This window comes from Streptomyces lincolnensis (assembly GCF_021173675.1).
Lineage (GTDB): Bacteria > Actinomycetota > Actinomycetes > Streptomycetales > Streptomycetaceae > Streptomyces > Streptomyces lincolnensis_B.
The window spans coordinates 652,172-667,072 of record NZ_JAIHON010000001.1; the positions used below are offsets into that span (position 1 = coordinate 652,172).

The 14,901-nt window shown below is 71.8% G+C and carries 14 protein-coding genes; 4 read left to right on the plus strand and 10 right to left on the minus strand.

The window, feature by feature from the left end:
* Positions 1–40 precede the first annotated feature (40 nt).
* Complete coding sequence (locus K4B79_RS02830; protein WP_232024578.1) at positions 41–1,321, plus strand: MFS transporter; 1,281 nt, start codon at positions 41–43, stop codon at positions 1,319–1,321.
* Between the two features lie 47 nt (positions 1,322–1,368).
* Complete coding sequence (locus tag K4B79_RS02835; protein WP_232024580.1) at positions 1,369–2,244, plus strand: transglutaminase-like domain-containing protein; 876 nt, start codon at positions 1,369–1,371, stop codon at positions 2,242–2,244.
* Between the two features lie 103 nt (positions 2,245–2,347).
* Here K4B79_RS02835 and K4B79_RS02840 read toward each other — a convergent pair whose 3' ends face one another.
* Both K4B79_RS02840 and K4B79_RS02845 read right to left on the minus strand, forming a co-directional pair.
* A complete protein-coding gene (locus tag K4B79_RS02840; protein WP_232024582.1) occupies positions 2,348–2,722 on the minus strand; it encodes a nuclear transport factor 2 family protein in 375 nt (124 codons plus the stop codon).
* Positions 2,715–3,260 carry a DUF1697 domain-containing protein gene (locus tag K4B79_RS02845; protein ID WP_232024583.1) on the minus strand — a complete coding sequence of 182 codons (546 nt, stop codon included), beginning with the start codon at positions 3,258–3,260 and terminating at the stop codon, positions 2,715–2,717. The genes K4B79_RS02840 and K4B79_RS02845 overlap by 8 nt, the downstream gene beginning before the upstream one ends.
* A gap of 341 nt (positions 3,261–3,601) precedes the next feature.
* On the opposite strand from K4B79_RS02845, the gene K4B79_RS02850 reads away from it, so the two are divergent.
* Entirely contained in the window at positions 3,602–5,851 is a 2,250-nt protein-coding gene (locus tag K4B79_RS02850) for an MMPL family transporter (RefSeq protein ID WP_232024584.1), read from the plus strand.
* An 84-nt stretch (positions 5,852–5,935) separates the two neighbouring features.
* Here the strand turns inward: K4B79_RS02850 and K4B79_RS02855 are convergent, their stop codons facing one another.
* From K4B79_RS02855 to K4B79_RS02875, 5 genes are all read right to left on the minus strand, one after another.
* Positions 5,936–6,325 (minus strand): hypothetical protein, encoded by a 390-nt coding sequence (locus K4B79_RS02855; RefSeq protein ID WP_232024585.1) that lies wholly within the window; start codon positions 6,323–6,325, stop codon positions 5,936–5,938.
* A gap of 151 nt (positions 6,326–6,476) precedes the next feature.
* Positions 6,477–7,676 carry a macrolide-inactivating glycosyltransferase gene (gene mgt, locus K4B79_RS02860; RefSeq protein WP_232024586.1) on the minus strand — a complete coding sequence of 400 codons (1,200 nt, stop codon included), beginning with the start codon at positions 7,674–7,676 and terminating at the stop codon, positions 6,477–6,479.
* Positions 7,677–7,768: 92 nt separating this feature from the next.
* Entirely contained in the window at positions 7,769–8,326 is a 558-nt protein-coding gene (locus K4B79_RS02865) for a hypothetical protein (RefSeq protein ID WP_232024587.1), read from the minus strand.
* Positions 8,323–9,753, minus strand: coding sequence for a sensor histidine kinase (locus K4B79_RS02870; protein WP_232024588.1), 1,431 nt, complete (start codon positions 9,751–9,753; stop codon positions 8,323–8,325). The genes K4B79_RS02865 and K4B79_RS02870 overlap by 4 nt, the downstream gene beginning before the upstream one ends.
* A 77-nt stretch (positions 9,754–9,830) precedes the next feature.
* Positions 9,831–10,523 carry a response regulator transcription factor gene (locus K4B79_RS02875; protein WP_232024589.1) on the minus strand — a complete coding sequence of 231 codons (693 nt, stop codon included), beginning with the start codon at positions 10,521–10,523 and terminating at the stop codon, positions 9,831–9,833.
* A 249-nt stretch (positions 10,524–10,772) separates the two neighbouring features.
* Here K4B79_RS02875 and K4B79_RS02880 point away from each other — a divergent pair, with 249 nt between their 5' ends.
* Positions 10,773–11,573, plus strand: a complete 801-nt coding sequence (locus tag K4B79_RS02880; RefSeq protein WP_232024750.1) for a DUF3152 domain-containing protein — start codon at positions 10,773–10,775, stop codon at positions 11,571–11,573.
* Between the two features lie 31 nt (positions 11,574–11,604).
* Here the strand turns inward: K4B79_RS02880 and K4B79_RS02885 are convergent, their stop codons facing one another.
* The 3 genes from K4B79_RS02885 to K4B79_RS02895 are packed head-to-tail and all read right to left on the minus strand — an operon-like array spanning position 11,605 to position 14,674.
* Positions 11,605–12,888: an ABC transporter substrate-binding protein gene (locus K4B79_RS02885; RefSeq protein ID WP_232024590.1), complete on the minus strand. Its 1,284-nt coding sequence runs from the start codon at positions 12,886–12,888 to the stop codon at positions 11,605–11,607.
* Positions 12,888–13,742, minus strand: a complete 855-nt coding sequence (locus K4B79_RS02890; protein ID WP_232024591.1) for a carbohydrate ABC transporter permease — start codon at positions 13,740–13,742, stop codon at positions 12,888–12,890. The genes K4B79_RS02885 and K4B79_RS02890 overlap by 1 nt, the downstream gene beginning before the upstream one ends.
* Positions 13,739–14,674: a carbohydrate ABC transporter permease gene (locus K4B79_RS02895; protein ID WP_232024592.1), complete on the minus strand. Its 936-nt coding sequence runs from the start codon at positions 14,672–14,674 to the stop codon at positions 13,739–13,741. The genes K4B79_RS02890 and K4B79_RS02895 overlap by 4 nt, the downstream gene beginning before the upstream one ends.
* Positions 14,675–14,901 lie beyond the last annotated feature (227 nt).

Consider the following 14,901-nt stretch of genomic DNA (forward strand, 5'->3'; position numbering starts at 1 on the left):
ATCAATGCCGGTGGCTCCGGACTGCGGATTGGCTGTCCGCATGACCACGACACCCACCACGTCTCCCCGGTCGCCGCGGGCCACCCGCGCCGCCGGCCTCCTCCCCGCCGACCCCGGCCTGCGCCGCGCGACCCTGCTGACGGTCCTCAACTCCCTGGGCAACGGCCTCTACTTCCCGCTGGGCGCCCTGTACTTCACCCGGATCGTCGGTCTCGACGCGACCTCGGTCGGGCTCGGGATGACGGTCGCGGGGCTGGTCGGCGTGGCGGCGGGGGTGCCGGCCGGGCGGGCCGCGGACCGGTGGGGCGCCCGGCAGACGGGTGCGGTGCTGTGGGCGGGGACCGGGTTCGCGACGGCCGCGTACACGCTGGTGCATTCCTACGCCGGGTTCCTCGTCGCGGTGGTCTGCGCGACCGGGCTCCAGATGGCGAGCCGCGGGGTGCAGGGCGCGATCTACGCGGACGTGCTGCCCGCGGCGACCCGGGTGGAGGCGCGCGCGTATCTGCGGATGGTGACGAACGTCGGCATGGCCGTGGGTGGGGTGTTCGGCGCGATCGCGCTCCAACTCGACTCGCGGGGCGCCTATGTGACGGTCATTCTGGTCAACTCGGTGTCCTTCCTGGCGCCCGCCCTGCTGGTACGGCGGCTGCCGCTGGCACCGCACGCCGTGGAGCGGGCGTCGGCCGCCGCACCGGCCGAGGGCGGTCCGTGGCGCGCGGTGCGGGACCTGCCGTACCTCTCGGTGACCGTGCTGAACGCCGTCCTGGTCGTGCAGTACACGATGGCCGAGGTCGGTCTGCCGCTGTGGATCGTGGAACGGACCGAGGCGCCGCGCTGGACGGCGGCCCTGCTGATGATCGTGAACTGTGTGCTGGTGGCCGTGCTCCAGGTGCGGGTGGCCCGGCGCGCCTCCCAGGTGCCGTCGGCGGTACGGGCGATGGGCTGGTCCGGGCTGCTGCTGGCGGCGGCCTGCGCGGTGTACGCGGTGTCGGCGGGCCTCTCCCCCGTGTGGGCGGTGCTCGCACTGACCGTCGGCGCGATCGTGCAGGTCCTCGCGGAGGTGCTGTCCGCGGCCGGCGGCTGGACCCTCGGCTACGAGCTCGCCGACGCCCGCGCGCACGGGGTGTACCAGGGGGTGTTCGGCGCGGGCATGTCCGCGGGCATGATGGCGGGCCCGGCGCTCGTCACGGTGACGGCGATCCAGCACGGGGCGGTGGGCTGGGCGGTGCTCGGCGTGCTGTTCGCGGCGGCCGGCCTCGCGGTGGGCCCGGCGGTGCGGTGGGCCGGGCGGGGTGGGGAATGGCGGGGCGAACCGGCCTGACACCCGGGGTTGACCTTGCCCCCGGGGCAGGGTCGAGCCTCCTCGCCATGGACGACTACCTGAAGCAGACGCCGTACAGCGATCCCGGCGATCTCGGTCTCGGTCTCGGTCTCGGTCTCGGTCTCGACGATCTGCCGCGCGACCCCGGCGAACTCGCCCGCGTGGTGCGGGATCTGATCATCCACCGCGGCGAGGGACAGCTCTTCGGTTACACCGTTCCCGAGCAACGCCTGCACGAGGACGCGGAGTCGCGGTACGTGCGCGAGATCCTGCGGATCCTGCGGGAGCGCGGGGACGGGCCGCTGACCGAACGGCGGCCGCCCGAGGGGCGGTTCGTGGGTACCTGCCGGGACTTCTCGCTGCTGCACTGCTCGCTGCTGCGGGCGACGGGGACGCCGGCGCGCCCGCGGTGCGGGTTCGCCGGGTACTTCGTGGAGGGTTTCCACGAGGACCACTGGGTGACCGAGTACCGCCTGCCGGACGGCGGGTGGCGGCTGGCCGACGCCCAGACGCACCACGAGTACGAGCTGCCCTTCGACCCCATGGACGTGCCGCGTGACCAGTTCCTGGTGGCCGGGGACGCGTGGCGGATGTGCCGCGAGGAGGGAGCCGATCCGGAGACCTTCGGGCTCGGCGGCAGCGACTGGCTCAAGGGCCTGTGGTTCGTGCGCGGCAATGTCGTCCGCGATCTCGCCGCCCTGAACGGCGTCGAGCTCCTCCCCTGGGACGGCTGGGGCCCCGAGTTCCTCGGCCGGGCCCCGCTCACCGCCGACGACCTCGCGGCGGCCGACGCGGTCGCCGCGGCCCGCACCGAGGACGACTGGCGGCGGCTCTCCACGGATCCGCGCCTGGCGGTCCCGGCCGAGATCGTCTCGTACACGCCCTATCTGGGCGACCGGAGGGTCACGCTTGCTCAGGGCTGAGAGCCTGTCTTTGAACCCCCGTCGTCCGCGCGCAGCGCGGGCGCAGCGGCGGTCGGTGCGTGCGATCGGCGTGCGTGCCGGGCGTCGGGGCGCAGGCGGGGGTTCAAAGACAGGCTCTGAACGGCGTGCCCTGGTGGAACCACATCTGCCACCCCACGTCGGTCAGCCGCCACAGCGAACTGCGGTGCGCCAGGACGCCGTCGTACTCGGTGTCGAAGGTCAGATGGACGACGTCGGGGGCCAGCCGGGTGCCGGTGATCGGGGTGACGACCCGGTGGCGGGCGCCCGCCGGGTCGGTGCCCGTCGGCAGGCGGGCCAGGGCCGAGGCCCGGTCCCAGCGGCGCCCCGACGAGCCGAACTCGTGGAACTCGGGGTGCAGCAGCGCCCCGAGCAGGTCCGCCGAGCGGCGCACCTCGGGGTCGAGCAGGCGCAGCTCGCCCCGGACGGCCGCATCGATGTCGGTGTCATGGTCAGCCATCGGTCATCTCCACCAGCTTGAGGACGGTGTTCCAGTTGCGGCTGGTGGCGATGACGCCCTTGGTGAGGCGGGGCCGCGACAGGACCTCGGCGAGCTTGGAGCGGCCCAGGCCGTCGGGGGCGTACAGGTACAGCGCGCGGTCGCCGAGGCGGAACTCCTCGGGGAGGTGGGCGGCCTGGTCGATCTCCGCGAAGCGGGCCGCGTCGACCGGTGCGGAGAAGTAGGTGACGTGGAGCTGCTTGCCCTCCAGTTCGGCGGCCGGGAAGGGGCACGCGTCGGCGATCGCCCTGAGATACGCGTGGTCGCGCACGATCACGTCGACGGGGAACCCGAACCGCTTCTCGATGGCCCCGGCCACCTCGGCGGCCAGCGACTCCTCGTCCCCGTGGTCGACGGCGAAGGTGGCCTGGCCGCTCTGGAGATAGGTGCGCACGTCGGTGTGGCCGAGATCCTCCAGCAACCCGCGCAGATCGGCCATCGGGACCTTCCTGCTGCCACCCACGTTGATCCCGCGCAGCAGTGCCGCATATGTCGTCATCCGCACACGATAAAACGGCCGTCGTGCCCCGTGGGGGTGGGCACGACGGCCGGCTTTCGTGGGGGTGGAACGCGCGAAACTCTGGCCGATGCGGAGGGGACGCGGCAACTGATCGGCGTAGCTGTGACTTATTCAACAAGGTTTTGTAATAACAAACAGGCCCCAAGTAGATGTAAGGGGCCGCCTCCTCCCCAGTGGGGAGGGACCGGGGTCCAGGGGGATGATTCCGGCCCGCGCGGCTTCACCGGGCAGCAGGAGGAGATGGCTTTATCCAGCCCATACCTTCGAAACGAAAGGTGGCGGCAGGGGGCTGCCACCGCTCACGAGGGGGCAAGCCCATCATGGGGAACGGAGAGATACGGGTGCGGGGCCTGGCCGCCCGGGCCGGGGGCTGGAGCGCCCGGCACCGATGGGCTGCCGTCGGCATATGGGTGCTGTTCGTCGTCCTGGCGATGGGGCTCGGTTCGGCGGCCGGCCGGGTCGACGTCGACCAGAGTGAGGGGCTGCCGGGTGAGACGCACACCGCCGCCCAGATCATCAAGGACGCCGGGATCGAGGAACCGGCCAGTGAGACGGTCCTGATCCAGTCCAAGGACGGTGGCGTCAAGGCCACGGACGCCGAGTTCCGCGCCGCGGTCACCGCGGTCATGGACGCCGTGGGCGCCACCGGTGAGGTCACCGACGTGACCTCACCGTACGACACGGACACCATCTCCAAGGACGGCCGCAGCGCGCTGGTGCAGTTCGACATCCGCGGCGAGTCCGACACCGCCGGTGAGCGGGTCGAGCCGGTGCTGAACGCCGTCGAGGACGTCCAGAAGGACCACGGGTCGCTGCGGATCGAGGAGATCGGCGGCGCCAGCATGATGAAGACGTTCGACGACGCGTTCGGCGACGACTTCCAGAAGGCCGAGTACTCCGCCGTACCGGTCGCCCTCGGCATCCTGCTCATCGCCTTCGGCGCGCTGGTGGCGGCCCTGCTGCCGGTGCTGCTGGCGGTCACCGCGATCATGGCGACGATGGGTCTGATGGGCCTCGTCAGCCATGTCATGCCGATGAGCGAGACCGCCAACTCCGTGATGCTGCTGGTCGGTCTGGCCGTCGGTGTCGACTACTGCCTGTTCTACCTGCGCCGTGAGCGCGAGGAGCGCGAGGCCGGCCGGGACCCCCAGACCGCGCTGAGGGTGGCCGCCGCCACCAGTGGCCGCGCGATCGTGGTCTCCGGTGTCACGGTGTGCGTGGCGATGGCGGGCATGCTGTTCACCGGGCTCGCCGAGTTCGAGGCGATGGGCCTGGCGTCCCTGATGGTCGTGGCGGTCGCCATGGTCGGGTCGGTGACGGTGCTTCCGGCGCTGCTCTCGCTGCTGGGCGAGCGGGTCGAGAAGGGCCGTATCCCCTTCCTGCGCCGCCGCAAGCGGAACGGCAACGGCGACAGCCGCTTCTGGACGGCCGTCCTCAAGGGCGTGCTCGCCCGGCCCGTCCTGTCGGTCGTGGTGGCGGCCGGCGCGCTGCTGGCGATCGCGGCTCCCGCGGTCGGCATGAAGACCCAGAACCTCACGCTGGACCAGGAGTTCGGCGACTCGCTGCCGATCGTGCAGACCTACAACCGGGTCAACGACGCCTTCCCGGGCGGCTCCGAGCCGGCCGAGGTGGTCGTCAAGGCCGACAACATCAACGCTCCCGAGGTGCAGTCGGCGCTGGCCGACTTCCGTGAGCGGGCGATCAGTTCGGGCGCCTCGCGCGGCCCGGTGGAGATCAAGCTGCACGACGAGCAGAACATCGCCTTCGTGTACGTCCCGCTGGTCGGCGGTTCCGACCTGGACAAGGCGGGCGCGAGCCTGGACAAGCTGCGCGACGACGTGCGGCCCGCGACTCTTGGCAAGGTGGACGGCGTCGAGGCGCCGATCACCGGGCAGGTCGCCGGGTCGAAGGACTTCAACGACCAGCTGGCCGGAGCGGTGGTCCCGGTGTTCGCGTTCGTCGTGGTCTTCGCCTTCGCGCTGATGCTGCTGTCGTTCCGCTCGCTGACGATCGCGATCACCTCGATCGTGCTGAACCTGCTGTCCGTCGGCGCGGCCTACGGCATCCTCGTCGCCGTCTTCCAGCACGGCTGGGGCGCGTCGCTGGTGGGCGCGGAGGGCGTCGGCGCCATCATCACCTGGCTGCCGCTGTTCCTGTTCGTGATCCTGTTCGGCCTGTCGATGGACTACCACGTGTTCGTGGTCTCCCGGATCCGCGAGGCGCGGCTGCGCGGCCGGACGACCAAGGACGCGATCCAGCACGGGGTGGTCACCACCGCCGGCGTGGTCACCAGTGCCGCGGTCATCATGGTCGCCGTGTTCGCCATCTTCGGGACGCTGTCCATGCAGTCCATGAAGCAGATGGGCGTGGGCCTGGCGGCCGCGGTGCTCATTGACGCGACGATCATCCGGGGCGTGCTGCTCCCGGCGGTGATGGCGCTGCTCGGCGAGCGCAACTGGTACCTGCCGAAGTGGCTGCACCGGCTGCCGGACCTGACCCACGACGAGGCCGCGGACGCCGTGGTGGCACCCGCGGCCCGGGACGACGAGGGTGAGCGAGTCAAGGTCTGAACCCGCTTCTGAGGTTCAACCCTCCCTGAACGAGGGCCCGTTGGTGACCGGGGTACCAACGGGCCCTCACCGTTCAGCCGTCGCTCAGGCGGTGCCGTCCTTCCAGACCGGGTTGTGGTGGCCGCTGGAGTTGGACTTGTAGATGTACATCCGGATCGGGGTGCCCTCGGGCAGGTCGAGGTACTTCCACAGGGTGCAGTAGGGCGCGTAGTTCCCCGAGGTGGTGACCGAGGAGTCGAAGTCGCCGTCTCTGCCTATGTCGATGCGGACGTAGATGGCGTAGCCGTCGGACTTGATGTCGCACGCCTGGAACGAGTCGCCCTTGACGTCCCCGGACGGGTCCTGCTGCCACGCGCCGTAGCCTCCGCCCTCGTACGCGCCGTAGGTCCAGGCGCTCGCGGGGCTGGAGAGCGAGAAAGTGAGCCCCATTGCCGCGAGCATGACACCCGCGGCCTTGGTCTTGAGCAGACGCATGTGACAGTCCTCCCGTTGAGGTGGCAACGCCCGGCGCCGGTGCGGCGGTCCGGCGCGCTGCCCTTGATCGTCGGGCAGCCTAATACGCCGGTCGCGCACCGCGCTGGATCACTCACGATGTGCATAGCGGGCTTCCGTTTACCCCGCTCGCTCATGCCCCGGGCAGTTCGGCCTCGATGAGGTCGGCCGCCCGCCGCGTGCCGCCCTCGTGGGCCATCCCGGCCTGGATCTCCTTCAGTTTCCGCGCGACCTCGGGGTCGTCGACGAGCGCGAGGGCGGCCTCCCGCAACGCCTCGGCGGTCGCCTCCTCCGTGTCGAGGCGCCGGGCGACCCCGAGCCCCTGGAGCATGTCCGCGTTGCCGAACTGGTCCACGGCCTGCGGTACGGCGATCATCGGCGTGGCCGTGGCCAGTCCCTCCTGGCTGCCGCCCGCGCCGGCGTGCGTGACGAACAGGTCGGCCTGCCTGAGGACCGCCAACTGCGGTACCCAGGAGCGCACTTCGACACCTTCGGGTACGTCGCCCAGCTCAGCGGGGTCGACATGCTTGCCGACCTGGAGCACCAGGTGCCAGCCCGGCAGCTCGCCGAAGGCCCGGACGCACTCCCGGTAGAAGGCCGGCCGCTTGGTGAAGGAGGACCCCAGCGACACGAGCACCACCTTCTCGGCGTCGGCGGGCCGTTGCCAGTCGCCCTGTGCGGCGCGGTCGCCCTGGCAGGCGCCGACGAAGGTGTACCTGCTCTCGTCCACCCGGTCGGCGTTCGGCTGGAGCGCCTTGGGGATCAGCACGATCGAGCGGTCGGGGTGGCCCACGAAGGTGTCCGGGTCCCGGGTGATGCCGTTCTCCTCCAGCCAGGCCCGGAAGCGGGCGTAGTAGGCCTGCCCGCGCTCGGTCCGCTTCGGCTCGGCCCACATCGGCTCGGTGACCTCCTCCTGGGCGCCCTCCCAGGCGACGAGGTTCGGGGAGAGGGAGATGGCGGGGACGCCCCAGCGGTGGGCGAGGACCATCGCCGGGTAGGCGGTGATGTCGTGCAGCACGAGGTCGGGTTCGTCGCCCTCGTAGGCCTCGATCAGCTGGGGCAGGGCCTGGACGGCGTCCGCGAGGAAGGGCTCCACGTTGTCCAGGAGGGTGGTGCCCCAGGCCGCCGGGTCGTCGTCGGGGCCGGGAAGCGTGGAGTTCCAGAGCTTGGGCTCGGCACCGGTCTCGGCGACCTTGTCGGCGAACAGGGGCGGAATGGCGTAGGTGACCCGGTGTCCGCGCGCGACGAGCTCGCGGATCACTTCCAGGCTCGGGTTCACGTGACCGTGGGCGGCGATGGAGAACATGGCGATGTGCGCGGGGCGACTGGTCATGGGAGGATCGTACGCGAGACGAGACGTCTCGTGCAACAGGAAAGCGCGGCCTCGCCCCGTGCGCTCACTCCGGGCAGCTCGCGCCGGGCAGTTCACTCCGGGCAGCTCGCGCCGGTCCCCTTCACGCCCCGGCCCTCCGCCCCTCTGACGGTCACCGGCTTCGGTTCGGTGCGGGGGTCGGCGGCATGCTGCGCGGCGAGCGCGGTGCAGATCAGCTGGTCGGCCGCCAGACCGTCCAACTCCCCTTCCGAGGCGGCGACTTGGACGGTCACGCGACTACCCCGAGTGGTCACCTCGACGACATCGACCGAGGGCGCGGCCTCTTCCGGCGCACCGGTGACCGGAGGGGTGGCCAGGGACCGCGGGAAGAGCGTCAGCCGCGGCAGCCGGGTGGTCAGCCGCTTGGCCCTCTCCGCCTCGGTCGGGCCCTGGAGCAGGATGTCCAGGGCTACGTCGACCTCGATCGGAGCGGGAGTGCGGCGAGGGACGGGGACCAGGGTGCCCCTCCCCACGAGGTAGACCCGGACCGTCGGCACCACCCCGCCCGCGGGTTCGCCCGCCTCCACCACGCCGGTCTCCGGGACACCGCAGGAGACGAGCGCGAACAGGGCGGGGACGACCAGCAGCGCGGCCCGACGTACGCCTCTCACTCCGGACTCTCCCTGTCCATGGCGTCCCGCCGCAGCGGGAGTTCCACGGTGAACACGGCCCCGCCCTCCGGCCGGTTGGCCGCCCGGACGGTGCCGCCGTGCACCCGGACGTTCTCCGCGGTGATGGCGAGACCGAGCCCGCTGCCCTCGGTGCGGGTGCGGGCCGAGTCCGACTTGTAGAAGCGCTCGAAGACATACGGCAGCACATCGGCCGGGATCCCGGGGCCGCTGTCCAGCACCTCGATGACCGCACGGTCCCCCGTACCGTCGCCGTACAGGCGCAGCAGGACCGGGCGGGCCCCGTGCCGCAGCGCGTTGCCGACCAGGTTGGCGACGACCACGTCGAGGCGGCGCGGGTCGAGGCGCCCGCGCACCGCGTCCGGCGGGGGCAGGTCGGTCTCCACCCGGTCGGTCCAGGCGCGGGCGGCCAGCGTGCTGCGCAGCGACTCGGCGAGGTCGATCTCGTCCAGATGCAGCACGGCCGCGCCCGCGTCGAAACGGGAGATCTCCATCAGGTCGTCCACCAGCCGGGCCAGCTTCACGGTCTCCTCGCTGATCAGCCGGACCGCGGTGGCGGTGTCCGGGTCGAGGCGGGCGGCGTCCTCGTCCAGGACGTCGGTGACCGCCGACATCGCGGCCAGCGGGGTGCGCAGTTCGTGCGAGACGTCCGCGGCGAACCGGCGGGCCCGCGCCTCCATGCCCCGCAGTTCGGCGACCGACTCCTCCAGAGCGGCGGCCGTCTCGTTGAACGTGTGCGACAGATCGGCCAGTTCGTCCGAGCCGTCCACCGCGAGCCGGGTGTCCAGCCGTCCCTCGGCGATGCTGCGGGTGGCCCGCCGCAGCGCGCGCACCGGGCGCAGCACCCCGCGGGCGGCGAGCAGCGCGAGCAGGACGGCGAGTCCGAGGGCGGGCACGGTGGCCCGCTCGACGGCGGTGACCAGTTCGTCGACGTACGCGGCCTCCGTCGTCTGCGGCACCGACAGGAAGACCTGGATCCCCGAGGGGGCCGCGTGTCCTCCGCCGGACGCGTCGAAGGTCACCGACATGCCGACGACGAGGGAGGTGTGGTCGCCGGTGCGCACGCGCTGGAACACGGTGGCCCGGCTGGAGTCGACGGCCCGGCGCAGGGCGGGCGTCACCTCCTCGAACGGGTGGTCGACGTCCGAGGCCGCCCGCAGGTCGCCGTAGCGGACCGACACCCGCCAGGTTCCGGCCGGTTCGGCGGCGGCCACGTCGGTCGCGAGCCGCCTCAGGTCGAGTTCGCGGGGCGGGAAGGCGAGGTCGGGGGCGAGCCGGTCGACGTGGGTGCGCAGCAGCTTGATCACGGCGTCCTGGCTCTGCTGGAGCACGCCCGTGCGCGCCTCCCGGAAGGTCAGGGCGCCGGTGGTCGCGGCGGTGACCGCGGCGACGAGGGCGAACGCGATCACCAACCGCACCCGCAGGCCGCGCAGTTGCGGGGCTCCGAACCGGGCCCGCGCTCTTCCCGGGGGCCGAACCGCCGGCCTCACCGGGAGACGAACCGGTAGCCGAAGCCGCGCACGGTCTGGATGTAGCGGGGCTCGCGCGGGGGCTCGCCCATCTTGGCGCGCAGCCGCTTGACGCAGGCGTCCACCAGACGCGCGTCCCCGTGGTAGCTGTGCTCCCAGACCGCCTGCAGCAACTGCTGCCGGCTGAACACCTGGCCCGGCGAGGCGGACAGCGTGAGCAGCAGCCGCAGTTCGGAGGGGGCGAGCGGGACCGGTTCGCCCCGCCGGGTCACCGAGAGTCCGGCCCGGTCTACGGCCAGATCGCCGTACGTGTCGATCTTCGGTATGCCGGCGTCGGCGAGCGAGCCCCCGGCCCGCCGCAGCACGGCCCGGATGCGCGCCTCCAGCACCCGCGCCTGCACCGGCTTGACCACGTAGTCGTCCGCCCCGGCCTCCAGCCCTACGACGATGTCCTCGTCGTCGCCCCGCGCGGTCGCCATGATGATCGGCAGCGTCTGGTCGAGGGCACGCATCCCCCGGCACACGTCCAGGCCGGGCATCCCGGGGAGCATCAGGTCCAGCACCACGACGTCCGGCCGGAAGCTCCGCAGCCGCTCCAGCCCTTCTTCGCCGGTCACGGCGGCGGAGACCTCGTGGCTCTGGCGGCGCAGGGCGAGGGCGACCGCCTCCCGCACGGCACGGTCGTCTTCGATCAGCAGAACGCGTGGCATGCGCCCAGTATCCGCAGATCCTTCACAGGGCCGGGGGTCTGTTACCGGATGATCATACGCGGGGGCCGTTACGTGTTCGTTATCATCCGGGCCAGATCCGATCACATCCCGGTCACAGCCTCTACGACCATGACCGCGCACCGAGCAACTCCGTCCCGCACCCGGCGCCGCAGGAACGGCGGCCCCTCGCACGCCCCCGCCCGCGGACGGAAGGGAAGGAAGGGGACGCTGTGGGGAGGCCTGAGCATGGTGGTCCTCCTGGGGGCCGCCGGGTTCGCAGCCGTGGGCTGGACGTCGGGGGCGGAACCCGGGGCCGGGGCCGGGGCAGGGTCCGGTGAGGAGCGGGGCATCGCCGCCGATGCCGGTGCGGGTGCGGGTGCGGGGGACGGTGGCGGTGCCGGGCCGTCGAGCGGGCCGTCGGCCGGGGCATCGAGCGGCGCGTCGACCGGGCCGTCCGCGAGCCCGTCCCCGAAGCGGCCCGTCATCCCGGACTCCGGCCCCGGCACGTTCACCACCGCGTCCGGTGGGAGCGCCACGGTGGGGGCCGGGACGCCGCTGCGCTACCGGGTCGAGGTCGAGGACGGCCTGAAGCTGTCCGCCGCGGACGTCGCCGAGCAGGTGGAGCGCGTCCTGGCCGACCGGCGCGGCTGGACCGCGGACGGCCGGTCGGCCTTTCGCCGGGTGTCGGGCGGCACCGTCGACTTCGTCGTCCGGGTCGCGACGCCCACGACCGTGGACAGGATCTGCGCGAAGTACGGGCTGAACACCGGCGGCGAGGTCAACTGCAGCGTCGGCCACCAGGTCATGGTCAACCTCAAGCGCTGGGAACTGGCCACCCCCGTCTACGCCGACGACGTACCGGCCTACCGGGCGCTGATCATCAACCATGAGGTCGGCCACTTCCTCGGCCACGGCCATGTCACCTGCCCCGGCCCGGGGAAGCCGGCGCCCGCGATGATGCAGCAGATCAAGGGCATGAAGGGGTGCGAGCCCAATGTCTGGCCCTACGACGAGGACGGGACGTACCTCACCGGGCCGGCGGTGCCCTGAGGCGCCCGGCCCGGTGAGGTGGCACAGGCTCTCAGCGCTGGTAGCGGGCGAGGACCAGGTTGCCGTCGTCCTCCAGGCGTTCGCGCAGCTCGCCCGGTCCGATCGCCCCGCTGTAGTACTCCTGGAACGCGGGCGTGGCGACCTTGTCCTTCCACTCGGGATAGCCGCGTACGGACTGCGCGGGCGCCGAGCGCAGGTGCGCGGCGAGGGCGGTGCCGGTCGCCCAGCCGTCCTTCGCGGTGTGCAGGGCGGGGTCCTTCAGCGCCTGCGTACCGGTGGGCAGCATCCAGTCGCCCAGGGCCAGCCGGACCATGTTTTGCGGCCGGAGGAGGAAGTCGATGAACGCGACGGCCTCCTTCTTGTGCGGGCTGTCCTCCGCGACGGACAGGGTCTGCGGGCTGACCCCCTGGGCGAGCCCGTCGGCACCGGCCGGGGCGGGCAGCACCTGCCACCGGAAGCCCTTCGGCGCCTGCTGGGCGATCTGCTGGCGGTAGGAGAAGCCGAGCGGCACCATCGCGTACCTGCCGCCGAAGAAGCCGGGCAGGGTGTCCGAGCCGCCGCTGCCGAGCGTGGTGGGCGAGGCGCTGTGATCGGCGTTCACCTGGTCGTGGATCGTCCTCGGCACGGTCTCGTCCGCCGCCTCGAAGCGGATCGTCACCTTGCCGTCCGCGCCCCGGTGGAAGAGCCGGCCGCCCGCCGACAGGGACAGGTTGAGCGTGGCGGAGACGGGCTCCTTCAACGGCCAGGCGACACCGTACTTGCCGTCGCCGGAGCTGAGCCGATCGGTGATGCTTCTGAACTCCGGCCAGCTCCACGGGCGTTGAGGGGTGGGAATCCGGACGCCGGACTCCGCCAGCCACTCGGCGTTGGCGATGAGGACGCGCGGCTCCTGGAGGAAGGGGACGCCGTAGACGCCCTCGCCGAAGGTGGTCGTCTCCCAACTGCGCTGCGGGATGTCGGACTTGAGGCGGGCGGGCAGCAGATCGGTGAGATCGGCGAGGTAGCCGCCGTAGGCGAAGTCCGCGAGGTCGTCCGAGGCGTCGTGGATGATGTCGGGCGCCTCGCCGCCCTCGAAGGAGGTGAGCAGCTGGTCGTGGACGCTGTCCCAACTGCCCTGGACGTACTCGACCTTGACGTCCGGATGGGTGGCGTTCCACTCCTTCACCAGTTCCTGGTTGGCCTCGACGGACTCCTCCTGCCAGGCCAGGGACTGGAACCGGAGGGTGACCGGGCCGCCGGCGTCCTGGTCGCCGCCGCTCGTGCAGCCGGCGAGGAGCAGGACCAGGGCGAGGGCACTCGCGATTTTGATACGCATCAGCTCTTCACCGCCCCGGCGAGCATGCCGCCCGTGATCCGTCGTTGGATGACCGCGAAGACGACCAGGGAGGGCAGGGTCGCCAGGAAGGCGGCCGCGGCCAGCGGTCCGAGGTCGGCGACGCCCTCCGCGCCGATGAAGTGGGTGAGGACGACCGGCAGGGTCTGCTTCTCGGGCGTCTTCAGCAGCACCAGCGCGAAGAAGAACTCGTTCCACGCCGTGATGAAAGCGAACAGGGCCGTCGCCACGATCCCCGGCGCGAGCAGCGGCGCCGTCACCGACACCAGGGTCCGCAGCCGCCCGGCCCCGTCGACCGCCGCCGCCTCCTCCAGTTCGGTGGGCACGGCACGGACGTATCCGACGAGCATCCACAGCGAGAACGGCAGCGCCCACACCACGTACACCAGCACCAGCCCCGGCAGGGAGTTGATCAGCCCCAGGTTCTTCAGCACCAGGAACAGCGGGATGATCACCAGCACCAGCGGGAACGCCTGGCTGACCACCACCCACCCCGTCGCGGCCTTCGCGAGCCGGGTGCGGTGCCGGGCCATGACGTAGGCGAGCGGGGTCGCGATCAGTACGGCGATCAGGGCGGCGCCGAGCGCGGCGAGCAGGGAGTTGCCCGCGGCCCGCAGCAGCGGCTGTTCGTCGAAGGCCTGCCGGAAGTTGTCGAGCGTGGGCTCCCGGGGGAACCAGGTCGGGTGCAGACTGCCCAGTTCCCGCGGCGACTTGAAGGCGATGGAGACGAGCCAGAGGAAGGGGAAGGCGAGGAAGACGAGGTACGCGAGCAGCGCCGCGTACTGGCCGATCCGGCCGCCGGTGCTGGTCCTCGTGCCTCCGGTGCGGGTCCTCATGTGTCCTCGCCTCCCCTGAGCCGGCCCACCAGGAAGAGGGCGAGCAGGACCGAGAGCAGCGCGACCATCACACAGCCCATCGCCGCCGCGTAGCCGAACTGGCCGTAGCGGAAGGCCTCTTCGTAGGCGAAGAGCATGGGCAGCCGGGTGCGGCCGCCGGGGCCGCCGCTGGTCAGGACGTAGACCAGGGCGAAACTGTTGAAGTTCCAGATGAAGTTGAGCGCGGTGATCGCGAGGGCGACCGGCCGCAGCGCGGGCCAGGTGACCGTGCGGAAGCGGCGCCAGGCACCGGCGCCGTCCATCGCGGCCGCCTCGTGGAGTTCGCGCGGGGTGTTCTGGAGACCGGCGAGCAGGGCGACCGTCGTCTGGGGCATGCCCGCCCAGACGCCGACGACGATCACCGCGGGCAGGGCGGTACCGAGGCCGCTCAGCCAGTCGCGGCCGTCGCCGAGGCCGAGGTCGCGCAGGGTCTCGTTGAGGACACCGGCGTCCGGGTTGTAGACCAGCCGCCACATCACCCCGACGACCACCTCGGGCATCGCCCACGGGATGATCGCCAGGGCGCGGGCCAGCCAGCGCAGCTTCAGGTCCTGGTTGAGCAGCAGGGCGAGGCCGAGCGCGAGCAGGAACTGCGGGACCGTCACCCCGACCGCCCAGACCAGACCGATCCGGAACGACTCCCAGAACAGCGTGTCGTGCAGCAGGTCCTGGAAGTTGAGGGTGCCGATCCACTGGGCAGAGCGGGTGCGACCCGACTGTGCGTCGGTGAAGGCCAGCAGGATCCCGTAGAGCAGGGGTCCCACACTCAGCAGCAGGATCGGGATCAGCGCGGGCAGCACCAGGAACCAGGCCCCGTGGTCGACGGGCCGCCGGCCCCCGTCGGCCCGTGGTGGCCCCTGCGCCGACCGCTTCGTCGCGGTCACCCATGTCACGTGAGCGGCTCCCTTGCACGACTCGTGACGTGCCGGACCCGTCGGGCCCACGTCATGGTCGTGAACGCGGTGGGCCGCGTCAAGGCAGCGCGCACACGGTCCGACCTGTGCGAATGCGAGACTGTCGGTCGGTTGTCGGGATCAGGACAGAACAGTGGCGGATTCACGCCACCGTTCGCGGACGCGTACGCGGACAGGCACACGGATCGGCCCGCGGACCGTATGGG